This is a genomic window from Pseudoalteromonas sp. OOF1S-7, assembly GCF_022347765.1.
In the GTDB taxonomy this organism is placed as follows: Bacteria; Pseudomonadota; Gammaproteobacteria; order Enterobacterales; family Alteromonadaceae; genus Pseudoalteromonas.
In genome coordinates, this window is sequence record NZ_JAKRFZ010000003.1 from 363,600 (window position 1) to 377,866 (window position 14,267).

13 protein-coding genes are annotated in these 14,267 nt (G+C 49.6%); 5 read left to right on the forward strand and 8 right to left on the reverse strand.

Annotation, left to right across the window (positions count from 1 at the left end; translation table 11 throughout):
* The first annotated feature begins 175 nt into the window (after nt 1–175).
* From MHN33_RS06485 to MHN33_RS06500, 4 genes are all read left to right on the forward strand, one after another.
* On the forward strand, nt 176–631 hold the full coding sequence (locus MHN33_RS06485; RefSeq protein WP_239397199.1) for a GNAT family N-acetyltransferase: 456 nt from the start codon (nt 176–178) through the stop codon (nt 629–631).
* A 270-nt stretch (nt 632–901) separates the two neighbouring features.
* Nucleotides 902–1,561 (forward strand): GNAT family N-acetyltransferase, encoded by a 660-nt coding sequence (locus MHN33_RS06490; RefSeq protein WP_239397200.1) that lies wholly within the window; start codon nt 902–904, stop codon nt 1,559–1,561.
* Nucleotides 1,562–1,611: 50 nt separating this feature from the next.
* Nucleotides 1,612–1,989 carry an MmcQ/YjbR family DNA-binding protein gene (locus tag MHN33_RS06495; protein ID WP_239397201.1) on the forward strand — a complete coding sequence of 126 codons (378 nt, stop codon included), beginning with the start codon at nt 1,612–1,614 and terminating at the stop codon, nt 1,987–1,989.
* Nucleotides 1,990–2,051: 62 nt separating this feature from the next.
* Nucleotides 2,052–3,848 carry a winged helix-turn-helix domain-containing protein gene (locus MHN33_RS06500; protein WP_239397202.1) on the forward strand — a complete coding sequence of 599 codons (1,797 nt, stop codon included), beginning with the start codon at nt 2,052–2,054 and terminating at the stop codon, nt 3,846–3,848.
* A gap of 175 nt (nt 3,849–4,023) precedes the next feature.
* Here MHN33_RS06500 and MHN33_RS06505 read toward each other — a convergent pair whose 3' ends face one another.
* The 4 genes from MHN33_RS06505 to MHN33_RS06520 all read right to left on the reverse strand — a co-directional run bounded on the left by MHN33_RS06505 (nt 4,024) and on the right by MHN33_RS06520 (nt 8,955).
* Nucleotides 4,024–4,518, reverse strand: a complete 495-nt coding sequence (locus MHN33_RS06505; protein WP_239397203.1) for a hypothetical protein — start codon at nt 4,516–4,518, stop codon at nt 4,024–4,026.
* Between the two features lie 122 nt (nt 4,519–4,640).
* Complete coding sequence (locus tag MHN33_RS06510) at nt 4,641–6,296, reverse strand: SUMF1/EgtB/PvdO family nonheme iron enzyme (protein WP_239397204.1); 1,656 nt, start codon at nt 6,294–6,296, stop codon at nt 4,641–4,643.
* Between the two features lie 240 nt (nt 6,297–6,536).
* Entirely contained in the window at nt 6,537–8,129 is a 1,593-nt protein-coding gene (locus MHN33_RS06515) for an ABC-F family ATPase (protein ID WP_239397205.1), read from the reverse strand.
* A gap of 73 nt (nt 8,130–8,202) precedes the next feature.
* Nucleotides 8,203–8,955 carry an HAD-IIB family hydrolase gene (locus MHN33_RS06520; protein ID WP_239397206.1) on the reverse strand — a complete coding sequence of 251 codons (753 nt, stop codon included), beginning with the start codon at nt 8,953–8,955 and terminating at the stop codon, nt 8,203–8,205.
* A 149-nt stretch (nt 8,956–9,104) separates the two neighbouring features.
* Here MHN33_RS06520 and MHN33_RS24020 point away from each other — a divergent pair, with 149 nt between their 5' ends.
* Nucleotides 9,105–9,890 carry an AraC family transcriptional regulator gene (locus tag MHN33_RS24020; protein WP_239397207.1) on the forward strand — a complete coding sequence of 262 codons (786 nt, stop codon included), beginning with the start codon at nt 9,105–9,107 and terminating at the stop codon, nt 9,888–9,890.
* On the opposite strand, the gene MHN33_RS06530 is transcribed toward MHN33_RS24020, so the two are convergent.
* Genes MHN33_RS06530 through MHN33_RS06545 form a run of 4 tightly spaced genes read right to left on the reverse strand, consistent with a single transcriptional unit; the run spans nt 9,887 to nt 14,206 of the window.
* Entirely contained in the window at nt 9,887–12,376 is a 2,490-nt protein-coding gene (locus MHN33_RS06530) for a carboxypeptidase-like regulatory domain-containing protein (RefSeq protein ID WP_239397208.1), read from the reverse strand. The genes MHN33_RS24020 and MHN33_RS06530 overlap by 4 nt on opposite strands.
* A gap of 46 nt (nt 12,377–12,422) precedes the next feature.
* Complete coding sequence (locus tag MHN33_RS06535) at nt 12,423–12,923, reverse strand: hypothetical protein (protein ID WP_239397209.1); 501 nt, start codon at nt 12,921–12,923, stop codon at nt 12,423–12,425.
* A gap of 18 nt (nt 12,924–12,941) precedes the next feature.
* Nucleotides 12,942–13,442 (reverse strand): hypothetical protein, encoded by a 501-nt coding sequence (locus MHN33_RS06540; protein WP_239397210.1) that lies wholly within the window; start codon nt 13,440–13,442, stop codon nt 12,942–12,944.
* Nucleotides 13,442–14,206 (reverse strand): hypothetical protein, encoded by a 765-nt coding sequence (locus MHN33_RS06545; protein WP_239397211.1) that lies wholly within the window; start codon nt 14,204–14,206, stop codon nt 13,442–13,444. The genes MHN33_RS06540 and MHN33_RS06545 overlap by 1 nt, the downstream gene beginning before the upstream one ends.
* Nucleotides 14,207–14,267 lie beyond the last annotated feature (61 nt).

The window sequence follows — 14,267 nt, forward strand, 5'->3', positions numbered from 1 at the left end:
GCGAATAGGTGAATACCGCGGTATACAGGCGTTAATCGAATACGTTAAATTAATCTTTGCCAAAGTGATTGATGAAATGACGCAACCGTCAACTTAGTATAGTAAGAAGGGCTTACGGTTTTGGCCGGGCCAGGAAAGTCACTGACTGAATTTAAAGTAAGGACAAGGTGTAACAATGACCACTATTCGACTGGCAACGCTGCAGGATTTACCCGGTATGGTTAAGTTGTATGAGGAACTGCGTAGACACGACCCGAAAATGAGTGCGCAAACACTCGCCGCGACATGGACTGAGCTGCTGAATCATCCGGGAGTCAGTATTGTGGTTGCTGAAGTAGACGGGCAGCTTGCCTCGACTTGTCAACTGGGAGTTGTGCCAACTCTCACCAACGGGTGTCGACCATTTGGCATCATTGAACATGTGATCACCGCAGAGCGATTTCGTCGCAGGGGGCTCAGTCAGCGAGTGCTTGAGGAGGCGTTGTCACGTGCCTGGGCACAACACTGTTATAAAGTGATGCTGCTGTCTGGCGCGACCAGAGCTGGTGCGCATAAGTTGTATGAAACAGTTGGGTTTAACTCAGATGTAGAAAACGGCTTTGTGATTAAATGTCCGGCGCAGGCGAGTTGATGGCTGTGAGCACCTGGCAGGTTTTGGAGAGAGGTAATACCAATTTTACAGAATACCTGTTCAATTTGAAGGAGCAAATATGACGCTGCCGTGTTAAAGGTTGCTCATATAGAACCTTTACCTAAGGTATGAGTTCGCAAAATTTTGCCTGGTTAGGGGCGATATTTTCTCGCCTCGAAATAGAGCACTTAATTGAGCAACCTGGTATAAATTTGTACGCTGCACTTTCGTCTCTGATTTCGTTATCTGCGACAGGTATAAGTTGATTCTATGAACATCGAAAATTTGTGGTCCACTGGACTCGAACAGGATAAGCCCCGAGGAATGGGGCGTGTGCTGGCTGAATATCACAACCCCTACATAAACAAGCGCTTTTCGCTCAAACTGATTGAGCGCGCTGATCTGGCGCGTTTTTGCCGCTGGATGAACGATCCCAGAGTTGAGCAGTTCTGGCAGCAGGCCTGGAGTGAAGAAAAGCAATGGCAGTATCTCAGTGATAAACTCGCGGATGCACATACTTTGCCTTTGGTAGGCTATTTAAATGACCAGCCGTTTGCCTATCTGGAAGTGTACTGGGCGGCGAAAGACAGGCTGGCTGCACACTATGACGCTGCGCCTTATGACCGTGGGATCCATCTGCTGGTGGGGGAACAAAGTTGTCGTGGAGCGGAGAATTTTCGTGGCTGGATGACCAGTCTGAGCCACCTTATCTATCAAAGTCAGCCGCAGACCCAGCGCATCGTACTGGAACCCAGAGCCGATAACACACGGCTGATGACACGCATGGCGGAGCTGGGCTATCACCGCCAATTTGAGTTTGATTTTCCGCATAAACGCGCCGCGCTATTGATGGGCACTCGGGCACATTTTTATGAGCAAATCTTTACTGCTTTTGGTGAGAGTAAATTGCCCTCTGGCCACTTGGCCTGACCCGCGCTAACCTGTATGGTGCATGTATAATAATGGCAAAGGAATTCATCATGGACCATACTCAGGCGCAGGCTTACTTGCTCAATAAGCCCTTTTCTTCCGTCGGCCAGCCCTTTGGCGAGGGCGTTGATGTGTTTAAAGTCAAAGACAAAATGTTTGCGACGCTGGCACCGGGTAAATACAGCGAAGGGGAACCCCGGCACTGGTGGCTGAATCTGAAATGCGACCCGGATGAGGCGCAGGCGCTGCGGGATATCTTTACAGCAGTGATCCCCGGTTATCATATGAACAAGCGGCTGTGGAATACGGTGATCCTCGATGGCACAGTACCCCACAAAGAAATAGAGCGTATGATAGATAACTCTTATTTGCTGGTGGTCGCCAAAATGACCAAGAAGCAGCGAGACGCTGTACTGGTGCACCTTTAGTGTTTCAGTGGTAATTGAGTTATGCTAAGTGGTGAGTGAAATAACAAGAATTATATACCCCCATGCGTTACCGGTTTGATGACTTTGAGTTCGACAGCAATGACCTGATTTTGCATCGTGCGGGCACTGCAATTGCGATCCGTCACAATGAGGCGAAACTACTGGCGCTGTTGCTGGCAAATACCCACCGAGTGCTCAGTAAGGACGAGATCCTGGATGAGGTCTGGCAGGGCAAAGTGGTCTCTGATCAGGCCGTGTTTCAGAATATCAGTCATCTGCGCAGTCTGTTCGGCAATCAAGCCATCAAAACTTATGCGAAGCGGGGTTATCAGTGGCAACGGCCTGTAACCTGTCAGGATGCCAGGGAGGTTAGTGCTATCGCTATCGGCCCCCTTGCCGCGGCACCGTTCTGGCGTAACCACAATATGCGCTGGCTGGGGGCATGCCTGCTGTCTGCAGTGGTGATATTTACACTGATGTGGACCACTTTTTTAGATAAACCACAGCCTGATAGTCTCGCCGTAACCTATCTGCCATTTGACGGCGCTGAACCGGATGAGTGGCAATTACAAGATACTGCGCAGCTTGATTTTACAGCGCTGACGACCTTATCTGGTGCGCATTTCAGAACTTCTCAGGCGCTGCTTTATCCTGAGTTAGCGAAGCAGCATCCGCTTATTCTCACCGCTAATGTACGCTATGTCGACGCCTGGTGGTATTTGACTTTTTGGCTGAAAGGGTCATCGGGACAATGGCAGGGTGTATTACAGGGTAAAACGCCTGCAGAGATCCGGTTACAACTTACCGAGCATCTCAGTCAGAACGTGATCCCCACCATATTACAGACGCCGCATTCGCCTGATCTAAAGCTGGCGATGCTGACGCAGGCGCACCAGGGGGCACCTGCTGACTTGATCTTGTTGGGCGCTCTGGTAAATGCGTACATAGAAGTTCGCGAGCTGGAAAAGGCCATGGCGATGGCTGAAAAATTGGCGGTGCTGGCGACAGAGCAAGACAATGCTCTGCAATTGGGTCGAGCGTTGAAGTATCAGGGTGAGATCCTATTGCGTAAAAGCCTGGTCGATCTCAGCCAGGTTCGACTGGAGGCAGCATTGCGGGTACTGGAGAGCAGTCAGGACCTGAGAGCTCAGGCGGATGTCTGGCACAGTCGTTCGTGGTTGTATCATTTACAAGGGGACTATGAGCAGGTTAAAGCCAGTTTGCTGCGCTCGGCACAACTGGCACACCAGGCGCGGGATATTGCCAGAGAGCTGGATGCACTGACTTACTTGTCTATTATGGCCAGTAAAAACAGCCAGGATGATGACAAGTATCTTTATTTGCGCCAGGCCGAAGAGAAAATGCGCCGTTATGATCTGCCAGTTTATCATTTTGCCAAAGTGCCTTTTCATTACGCCATTTTTGCCGACAACCCAGCCGATAAAGAGCCGCATTTTCGACGGGTTCTGGAGTACACCGCGATGACGCCTAACCACTGGGTGGCTCAGGCCAGTCGTAAATCTCTGGTTCGCTATTACCTCAATGAAGGGCGATTAGACGAGGCGCGAACACTGGTGAGCGAGGTCAGTCAGGATAATGCAGAAAATGTTTATCTGGCTGTGATGTATGCGCAGGCTGCACAATCTCAGGCTGAGCTGTTGCCACTGGCGCTGCGTGCCTTTGAGTTGGCACAATTGTCGGGGGCACGCCGAATAGGTCTTGATGTGGCCTTGCTATTGTGTCAGATGCCCATCGAGTCGGGTGTAAACAATGACTTTTATGCGCAGTATATCAGTGAGTATGGGACGAGTGATTGGCGAGCCCGCAATGAAGCTCAGTTGCTGGCACTAAATCTATAATGTTGTGTCGTCGCGCGTCGAGGCTGGGGTTAGGTACCGGATTCAACAGGCATAACCTGTAAAACCGGGTGCCTGACTTGCAGTACCGGCCCGGTAACGAGTGAACAAGCTGCTGGCTCTGCACTTATTACTGCATTACAGACGGATATTCTCCGCATTGGCACGTAGCCGCTGGCTATTGGATCTTATGATAAACGCCATAAAACAGGGTTTGCCAGGACTTGCCATCGTTGGCTGAAGACTGCCAGTGCTGGTGCACTGTGTCATCCTTTTTTGGCTGCCAGGTAATGCGGTGCAAAACGAGATTACCTTCGCTATCTCGGCCCGGGCCCTGCAATACCATGCCGTTATTGTCCCGATTGCCACTCAGTTGCAGTAGCAATCCGGCATTGTCGGTCCAGCTCTGGTGCCAGTGTTGCTGCTGTCTGTCGAAGATATTCAGGCTTTTTCCTCGATAGCCCGAAACTGCCTGGTATTCCTCAAAAATCACGCAGCCATTGAGTATTTTAGTGATTTTACTATTGCCGGCAAACTGACCTTTTGACATGACCCGCCATTCACCGACCCAAAAATCAAAGGCATGATACTGAGGGCTGTCACAAAGCGAGCGTGCCTGGAGTGTGAATGAGCAGCTGGCGATGAGCAGTATACTTAAGGTCTTTATGAGCATCAGGTAATGCATTCCGTATTGACGACCATCTGAAAGATAAGTCGGATCCGCAACTCTTAATAAAAATAGTCACTTTTACAATAATTAGGCAAGGTGGGGAAACCAGGTTTCCCCGATTTCCTTTACTCACTATCCAGCGCCAGCCAGTTTAGTTTCCAGTTGGTGTCGAGAGAGTGGAGTGTCAGTGTATGCCGACCGGCGCTCAGGAAAATGCGGGCTCCCTGTTGCGTTTGCCACTGGTGGTATCCACCGGTACCTTTCACTGAGTGTGTTGAGATAGGTTCGCCATTAAGAGTAACCGTAAAGCCTTTGCTATCTTGCGGTCCGGCAATCCGGTAACTCAGGCGGTAGTGACCGCTTTGGCTAACATTAATCGGGTAATCCAGTTGCGCGCCCTCGGCAATGCCACTGCCACCGGTCAGGTTAAAGCGTCCGTCGATATCCGAAGTGCGGGCGGTATTAGCGCCGGTTATTGCATGGGCATATTCCGCTTCTATCCTGCCAGGAACCGAGAGGGCGTTACCACGAGTTGTAACCCGGTTGCTGTAGTTACTTTGCAGGTTACGGCGCACCGCGACCACCGTATACTCATATACATTGGGAGAGGCATTGGCATCAATAAATCGAGTATCTATGACATTGTCAGCCATCAGTGCAAACATAGAGCCTGCACTTTGATTTCGATAAATACGATAACCGGCGATGTCTTTTTCTGGGCTGGGATCCCAGCTGAGCACAGTATTGCCATGGCTTTGCGACAGGGTGAGGCCAGTTACGGGCATAGGGTAAGCAAACTGCTGGTCGCGCCGACTTTGTTCCTGCTGCTGCGCGAAGGCGAGCTGTTTTTTAAATTGTTGCGTGGTTTTGCTGGCTTTAGGAGCCTGGCCATCTAATGCGACGCGAAAGCCCTCTGCAGCCCCGGCAAAGTTTTCGGGCTGACTACCGCGGCGGGTGACAGGCCAGATATTCCAGTGCCAGCTGCTGCCACGCACGGCGCGCCTGTCACACTGCTCGGACGATAAGGCTTTGCCATCGGAGCGGGCGTTTTGATAGTCGTCCTCAAAGCAGTTACCCATCAATTCGGCTACGTTGCTGAGCATGTCGTGCAAACCATAGGGGTTGGGCTGGTACATGCCAACAACACTGGCATACGTAGCATGATCAACACAATCGGCAAACCCATCAACAAAGTTTACATAGGTACTGCTGGTGGTACGCTGTAATGTATTTTCACCACTGAGATCTGCCGTGTTTTCATATTGGCAGACTGAGGGATGTTTGGGATCATTGCCAAAGTAAAAGCGCGTCTGAACCGCTCCTTTTGCCGCATATTCCCACTCCGCCTCACTGGGCAGCCGGTAGGGTTTGCCCGTCGTTTTTGCCAGCCAGTCTACATAGGCTTTCGCGCCCGCCCAGCTCACACAGATAGCGGGCTGGAACTCATTGTCTGTCAGGCTGTTGTTATCCCAGCTACCCGGTGTGCTGCCAATAAACCAGCTATCAAGCTGGTGATAGCATTCCTGTGGTGCCACAAAACCGGTCGCTTCTACAAAGCGTCGGTACTCTCTGACCGTGACTTCATATTTGCCCAGGCTAAACTCTGGCAGCGTTACAGTATGAACCGGCTGGCTGTTTTTATTGTCTGTTGTACCCATAGTAAAGCTGCCTGCCGGGAGCGTGATCATAATGGGTTCAATGGGTGAAGGGGTTTTACCTGCGAGTGCAGGTGCACAGATGGTCAGCAGCAAAAGCGTCGAATGAGGAAGTGTGAATTTCATGATTATTTTTCCTGTAAAAAAGACGCCTTCACCATGCCTAAGCAGAGGGGGTAAAATCCTAGCGAATTTTTACAAAGTGAGAAAAATAGAAATATTTTAGCTGGAGTGTAGTCATGGGGTTTTTATTAAGCTGTTGATAAAGCTGCTTATTTAAACTTTTTGAAATAAAGTTATGCGAGGAAAATAACAAGCTTGTGGGGTGGGTAATTCTGGCCGCAGGGCGCGGCCAGAAAGTCAGATTTACTGCTCAGCGGCCTGTTTTGCCAGGTATTCGTCGTAAGTCCCCTGGAAATCAATGATCTGACCGTCTTTGATTTCCCAGATGCGAGTCGCCAAAGAGGAGACGAACTGGCGGTCGTGCGATACGAAGAACAAGGTGCCTTCGTATTGTTCCAGTGCCATATTCAGTGATTCGATAGATTCCATGTCCATGTGATTGGTTGGTTCATCCATCAACAGAATATTCGGTTTGTGCATCATCAGCTTGCCGAACAGCATGCGGCCCTGCTCACCCCCTGAGATGACTTTCACTGACTTTTTGATGTCATTTTGCGAGAACAGCATCCGACCCAGGAAGCCACGTACCACCTGCTCATCATCGCCTTCCTGTTGCCATTGCTCCATCCACTGAAACAGGTCCAAATCTTTTTCGAACTCGTCAGCGTGATCCTGAGCATAATAACCAATGTTGGCATTCTCAGACCATTTAAACTCACCCGACTTAGGTGCCATACGGCCAGCCAGCGTGTTGAGCAGGGTAGTCTTACCCACGCCATTTTCACCGATGATAGCGACTTTTTCGCCTACTTCTACCAAGCCATTGAGGTCACCGAACAGCACATCTTCATAGCCTTGCGACAGGGTTTCCAGTTCCAGGGCATTACGGAACAGCTGTTTGGACTGTTCGAAACGAATAAACGGATTCTGACGGCTCGAGGCTTTTACCTCTTGCAGCTGGATCTTGTCAATTTGCTTGGCACGAGAGGTGGCCTGCTTCGCTTTTGAAGCGTTTGCCGAGAAGCGTGATACGAACTGTTGAAGCTCAGTGATCTGGGCTTTTTTCTTGGCGTTGTCAGCCAGCAGACGTTCACGCGCCTGAGTCGCCGCAAGCATATATTCGTCGTAGTTACCCGGGTAAATGCGTAGTTCGCCGTAGTCGATATCGGCCATATGTGTACAGACCGAGTTCAGGAAGTGGCGGTCGTGCGAGATGATGATCATGGTACAGTCACGCTGGTTCAGTACATCTTCCAGCCACTTGATAGTATAAATGTCCAGGTTGTTGGTCGGTTCGTCGAGCAGCATGATGTCCGGCTCGGCAAACAGTACCTGCGCCAGCAGCACTCGTAGCTTCCAGCCCGGTGCCACTTCTGACATAGGTCCGTAGTGTTGCTCGGTCGGAATACCCACGCCTAACAACAGTTCGCCGGCTTTGGCTTCCGCAGCATATCCGTCCATTTCGGCAAATTGGGTCTCCAGATCGGCCACTTTCATACCGTCTTCTTCGCTCATTTCGGGCAGCGAGTAGATGCGGTCGCGTTCTTGCTTCACTTCCCATAGTTCTTTGTGGCCCATAATCACGGTATCGACTACCGAGAATGTCTCGTAGGCAAACTGATCCTGATTTAGTTTCGCGATGCGCTCGTTGGGATCGTAAGAAACGTTACCCGCGCTGGCCTCAAGCTCTTTGCTGAGGATTTTCATAAAGGTCGATTTACCACAGCCATTGGCGCCGATCAGACCGTAGCGGTTACCGTCGCCAAATTTGACTGAGATATTTTCAAACAGCGGCTTGGCGCCAAACTGCATGGTGATGTTGTTACAAGACAGCATAAGGGGTGCTCATTAGATTCAATTGCCGCGATTTTAGCATTAAATCGCGGCCGGGGGTGAGCAAGGAGCGGGTTTATGCGCAAAGTTTAACGGCTAACTGACGCAGGGTCGATGCCACGGTTTCTTGTGTCAGCTGAACATAGTCACAATTTGGTGCTATCTGCTCACCGACAACATAGGCCTGATAGGCGGCTTCCAGCATCGCAATATCATTGACATCGTTACCAAAACACACGGTTTGTTGCATATTAAGGCCAAGCTCCAAAAGCGCCGTGAGCTTATTGCTGCGTGCCGGCACCAGATCAAAGCAATGATGGCCGTTGTGGTGATAGATTTCAAAGCTGCTTAACGTTTGTTCACATACTTGTTTGACCTGTTCGTGATGCTCATCTTCCAGTACCAGCAATTTCACGATCGGCTCATATCTTAGGACCTGGTTGCAGCCCGGCGGAATGCCCAGCTCGGCCACATGCTGATGAAAATGGTGAGGCTTGTTTGAGATGGCATACTGCCAGTGACCGTCAAACAAATACGCAATTTCGTGATCGTCCAGCCAAGTAAGCAAAGAGGTAATTTGCTTTGGCTCGAAACTATGGGCACTGACTACCGCTTTGTGCTCGCTGAACATAGCGCCGTTGCAGCCAATGATAGGGTGGTGCCAGAAGCATTCGGGTAACACCGGCAGGGTATCTCTCAGAGGTCGAGCGGTGGCAAAGTACAGCTTACCACCATGACTTTGCAGTGCTAACAGGCCATCTTTGATGTCATCATGCATGCGCCGGGCATGGAAAACGGTCGTGCCATCTAAATCAAAAACAAAATTCATTATAACTTCCGGGTACAAAATAGAGCATTTACTTTGCCAAATTCACCAATTAGTATTTTGGCTATCGGCTCATTTTTTATAATTATTGGCTCAAAGTGACCATTAATACAGGAAAACCTGCTCCCGTCCGCTTTGCACTGAATCAATCTGTGCAAGTTAAGTACATTGAAAAACAGAAGGTCCTGTTCGAGTGGCATCAGCATGATTGCTTTGAGCTGATCCTGACAATAGGCGCACAGGGCTGCGGATTTATCGGCAGTACCATTCATGCGTTTGCTGACATTGACCTGGCTCTGATTGCACCGGGTGTGCCTCATACCTGGGACAGCCAGCCCCCCTATGACACTGCTGAGTTGGTTGTGGTGGTGTTGTGGCCAAAGGCATTATTGGCTTGCGCTATTCCGGAACTGGCAGACTTACAGAGCTGGCTTGATAGTATTGCAAGTGGGCTGGTCTTTAGCCGGGATACCGCAGAGCTGGTGCGTGAACAGTGCCTGGCACTTAACACGGCAAGCCCGCTTAATCGGCTGACTTTGCTGTGTGAGATACTGGCTGAGCTGCGTGTTCGCCCAGCCAAAGGTATCAGGCTGGATCACTCGCGTAATTCAGAGCGGTTGGCCCGGGTTCAGGCCTGGATCGCAAGTCGGGTTGACACGCCGCCCAGCCTGGCTCAGTGTGCAGCACATATCAATGTCAGCACAGCGACCTTAAAACGTTGGTTTGCGCATGAGCTTGGCTGTTCGTTTTCTCAGTATTGTGCTCAGCTGCGCTGTCAGCGTGCCCAGCATTTACTGGCAACGGAACGTCGGCCCATTGGGGTAGTGGCGCAGCAATGCGGATTTACCGGCGCAGCCTATTTTAGTCAGTTTTTCAAAGCACATACGGGCATGACACCCGGTGCCTACCGGCGTCGGTTTAGCTGGCGTAAACGCTAACTTTTAGGGTCTCCAGGGGGAGTTGGATAAAGTGTCAAGTCCTCCAGTATCACCAGCTGTTCACTGTGCTCATCCAGCGTAAAGCTCAGCTGGCAAGGGTCACAGTTGAGCGCTTTTTGTGCCAGATAGTGTGGGGAAACCTCAAGACGGTATTTTCCCTGCTTTAATTTATCAAAAAAGAAAAAACCATCGGGTTCTGTGTAGATGGTGGTTTGTTCACCACTGGTTTCCCGGGTGAGTTGCAGTGCCACCCGGCCACTGAGATCCGCAAGCGCTCCGGAATCTTTAAGCAGGGAAATCACGCCTTCTGCTTCGAATTGAAGTTGAAACGGCACGTCAATGATAGGCTGAGAACCTGGGTGCAGATCGGCTTCTATGAGCCCAAACTGGGGCTGTAAGTATAAGGCGTCGGGTTCGTTGTGCTCTATCTCCAATGTCACGGGGCGGTTCGAGGGCAGGTGAAGCAATGTTTGAGCTTGTGCTTGAGTTAAAGTGTCAACCTGGCTGCCGTTCATCATCACAGTAATACCAGGTAAATACTGCTCTTGTTCATCAAAGCGCTGATTATTATTGCGGTCGTAAAAAGCACGTAGTTTTACAGAGCTGCTTTGCCGACCGCTTTGGCTGCTAAGGGTACTAAGCGGTCTTGGTCCGTAAAATGAAAATGAACAAGATAAGCCAAATTGCCAGCCATTACTTTCGTGGTAGGTGGCACTGGCATTGACCGCCACAGCATCGAAAGTTTTTGATAACGTGAAGGATGTTGTATTTCGGTGATGGGTGAAGGAGCGGCGTAGCTGCAAAGAGCCGTAATAGCCGTCGAACTGATTGGCATAACTCAGCGCCAGCGAATGTTGTTCAAACAGTCCTGTTGATTTGTTCCAGTTAAACCTGGCTCTGCCCCAGTTGCCAAACAGGCTGCCAATCATGGCATATTGTTGCTCATGTGCGTCGTCGCCTCTAATTTGGCTGAAATTTGTGCTTATACTGCCGGAGTCGGCCTGAAAGCTGAGATAGCCATCCACAGATTTATAACGAGATTGATTTATCTGGCTGAGACCTAAAGTTGAGCTGATCTGCCAGCTATCGAGTGTGTGCTCATAATTCAGCGTGTTGATGTTTTCCTTGCCAAACTGACCATACCCGCGTTGTGAGGCGAGGCTTAAAGCTTGTGAGGTACTCAGCGGGGTCAGCCATTTCAGGTCATAATACAGCTGCTCATGCCCGCCTGCTTTGAGGCTCCATTTGGCATCAGTGGGTTCACCAGAATGCTCCCAGCCAAGATACCATAAAGCGTCTTTTTGGCGGGTGTTTTCCAGCCATTCTCCGCCGACGTTAATTTCGTCGCGGGTACTGACGACATAGTTTAATTGTGGATTGAGGTATTTTTCCTGTGGGTTAAAGCGGCTTTTTTTTAATATTGACTCTTTGGTTGTGTAGGCTGCCAGGTTGGTATACCACTGTCCGGGTTCATAGCCCGATTGTGCCTGATGCATCACAGCCCGGCGAAGGCGTTTTCCGTCTGGTGACTGGATCATCAAGTGGTAGCTGTGGTTCGAGTTAAAAATCTGGATTGGCCTGAAACGATACTGACCATTGTCTGTGACACGTACCAGATCAAATAGTACATCATTGCGATAGAGTTCGACGTCGCTGCCGGGTTCTGCATAGCCCTGGATGATAAGCGGCTTGCTGGCGCTGCTGTGCGTTGCGCCATATTGCACGCCCAGCCCGCTTCCGCCGGTTTGCAGCAATGCGCCTGTGATACCCTGCAAGTCGCCAAATTGATATTCGCTCAGCTCTCCCAGACTGCGGGAAAGCTGGAAACGTCCGTTGCGTTTGTCGTTATCTGAGTCGGTTAATATGACTTGCGCCTGATGGTGTGCCAAGTCCTGATTGAGGGCAACATAGGCTGAGGCACTGGAGTTGTGCTTACTGTCTGATGCTGACAGCTGCACGTCGATATAAGGTGCTGTATACCATTGATATTGGTCGTTTAACACAAGCTGATTGGCGCGTTTTCGTTGCATTGCCTCAAGGATATCCTTGCGTGCCTCGCGCTTCTTTTCCTGTGAGCTGGGGTGCCTTTGTTGGGTATCAAAAACCAGCACCTGAGTGCGTGGATTAAACTCTGATTCAATGCCAAGTGCCAACAGCACATCAAGCCGGATATGGGGCTCTTCATCGAGCGTTACCCATTGATCTTCTTCCAATTTAATCTCGACCTGTTCACCCCAGATTGCACCATGTAAACGCTTATCTGCCAAATCAATGGTGAGGTCACTGACAAGCAGAGCATTGAGGTTATCCTGGGATAAAAAATAATGTTCGTAGTCGTGTGTGAGTAACTCACTCCCTTCGGGAAAGTTCTGCTGGTCGACGTACAGATCGGCAAATACAAAGTCGGCAGTATCGCCTACTTCCCGGGCTGAAGTGTGCGTGCAGTGAAGCGATAATAAAAGAAGTAAAACGTATAGATACTGCATGGTAAAGGCCCGGCATGGGCCAGGCCTTTAAGGGATGATGGCTATGTTACTGGTAAGCTGCAACAAAGTCATAGGTAAATGTTTTGGTGCCTGGGGCATTGATTGCAACGTCTTTGTCGTCCAGTATAATGCTCGCTGCGAACCCGATGTCAACTGAGCCGCTCGCATTCAGCTGAGCACCAGCTGTTCTGCCAGCCAGGGTAAAACGAAGCCCGTCTTGTGTCTGATCCGGTGCAGAATATGTGTAGACAACTTGTGCGTGAGGCGTGCCCGATACAGTAAATTTTGCTGGGTTGCCGCCTACATTGGCATCGTTACACAGGGCTGAGGAAATTGGGTTTGGTAATGGCGTCTCGGTTGAGTAGCATGCATCACCATTTTTTGATGCTTCGTTTACCAGAAGCTCAGGAAAGCTCATCGCAGTTGCTTGTGCAATTTGTAGTGGTGTGCGCTCAACCACCAAGTTAACATCAACCTGATAAGTCGCTGCGGCTGAACCAAAACTCATAACTAATAGTGCAAGTGTGCTGGAGGTTTTTTTTAGCATTGTTTATTTCCTTAATTGTTATTGGTATAGCGCAGTAACGGTGTAGCTGAAAGCGTACTCCCCGCTGCCTGTTTCATGGGCGTTACTGAGCGTTACAATACCTCCTGCACTAAACGTGCCAACTCCATTTTTTTTTATTCTTACGCGCTTGCTAAAGCCGCCTGATTTATTCTGAACGGTAAAGGTAAGGCCCTGTTTACTTTCACTGCCAAACACTTGTACATCTACGTAACTTCTGGGCTCGCCGGTAATTTCAAACTCTGCTTTATAGCCTCTTAAGCCCGGGCAAAGTGATTTTTTTACGGCTTTTTTATTTTTTTTACCATTGGCCTTACATAAGGCCCCCTCCCATGTTGCGGGTGTTTGTTTTAGCTGCGGAAATGCCATTGGCGCCAATAAATTGATACTGACCCCATTAAATTGACTGGCATGACGTTGCTGCTGTTTCAGATATGTCAAAGTATCGGCACTCTGAGCAGACGCAACCAACCATAAACCCGTCAATAAGCCGACAGACATTACTTCAGCAGGTCCTCTGTGATGGTGACGTCCAGTGTTTTGAGTGCTTCTTTTGATTCCACATCTTCCAGCTGAATCGTTAATTTCTTGGTAGCAACCCCTTTATATTCAATCGGTAGCGTCATATCTCGTTGACTGAGTTCTGGGTATAGGCTGAACTGGTTCACCCTAAACAGTTCTTCTTCTGCCTCTTTGACTACCAGGTTTGCACTGGTGTGACCCGGGCCTTGCTTGTTTAGTCTGACTATCAGGTTGCTGGCATCTTTACTGAATTTAACATGACCAATCGACAGCTCAGTGACTGAGGATGTGTTTTTTATAAAAACGGGGATGACAACCTTATAATTGGCTTTGACCTGTACAGCGCCACTTTGCTCTGTGGGGTCATCAGCACTGAGCGCTTCGACCATGAGGTGTGCGCGAAACTCTCCTTCCGGGATTTTGCCTTTTTTCATCAGCCGAACTTTTTGAAATTGCTTTGGCAAAACATCTTTGGCAACACGTGGTCCGACTCGCAAGTAAGGCTTGGCAGAAAACTCATACTGCTCTGCAAATTTCAAAATGCCTTGTTCATCCATTTGCATGTCGATAAGCGATATCCGGTAGCTTTGCAGGGTGTCTGAAGTGTTATAAATGCGCAACTCGCCGCGGCGCATATCCTGATCCAGGACGACCCTGTGCCTGTCGAGTTTAAAGGTTGTAGCCCACGCCTGGGGAACAAATACTGTTAATAACAGTACCAATGTGAGTATTTTTTTGGTCATACAACATGCTCTTCGAGTTATTAGTGTAATGAGCTTGGCTAAGTTTTCGGTATCATATCCT

Excerpts from the sequence above, each read along its gene's own strand:
- MHN33_RS06515 (WP_239397205.1), bottom strand. The coding sequence starts at position 8,129 with ATGCTGTCTTGTAACAACATCACCATGCAGTTTGGCGCCAAGCCGCTG.
- MHN33_RS06520 (WP_239397206.1), bottom strand. The coding sequence starts at position 8,955 with ATGAATTTTGTTTTTGATTTAGATGGCACGACCGTTTTCCATGCCCGG.
- MHN33_RS06530 (WP_239397208.1), bottom strand. The coding sequence starts at position 12,376 with ATGCAGTATCTATACGTTTTACTTCTTTTATTATCGCTTCACTGCACG.
- MHN33_RS06500 (WP_239397202.1), top strand. The coding sequence starts at position 2,052 with ATGCGTTACCGGTTTGATGACTTTGAGTTCGACAGCAATGACCTGATT.
- MHN33_RS06545 (WP_239397211.1), bottom strand. The coding sequence starts at position 14,206 with ATGACCAAAAAAATACTCACATTGGTACTGTTATTAACAGTATTTGTT.
- MHN33_RS06490 (WP_239397200.1), top strand. The coding sequence starts at position 902 with ATGAACATCGAAAATTTGTGGTCCACTGGACTCGAACAGGATAAGCCC.
- MHN33_RS06510 (WP_239397204.1), bottom strand. The coding sequence starts at position 6,296 with ATGAAATTCACACTTCCTCATTCGACGCTTTTGCTGCTGACCATCTGT.
- MHN33_RS06495 (WP_239397201.1), top strand. The coding sequence starts at position 1,612 with ATGGACCATACTCAGGCGCAGGCTTACTTGCTCAATAAGCCCTTTTCT.
- MHN33_RS06505 (WP_239397203.1), bottom strand. The coding sequence starts at position 4,518 with ATGCTCATAAAGACCTTAAGTATACTGCTCATCGCCAGCTGCTCATTC.
- MHN33_RS06540 (WP_239397210.1), bottom strand. The coding sequence starts at position 13,442 with ATGTCTGTCGGCTTATTGACGGGTTTATGGTTGGTTGCGTCTGCTCAG.
- MHN33_RS06535 (WP_239397209.1), bottom strand. The coding sequence starts at position 12,923 with ATGCTAAAAAAAACCTCCAGCACACTTGCACTATTAGTTATGAGTTTT.
- MHN33_RS06485 (WP_239397199.1), top strand. The coding sequence starts at position 176 with ATGACCACTATTCGACTGGCAACGCTGCAGGATTTACCCGGTATGGTT.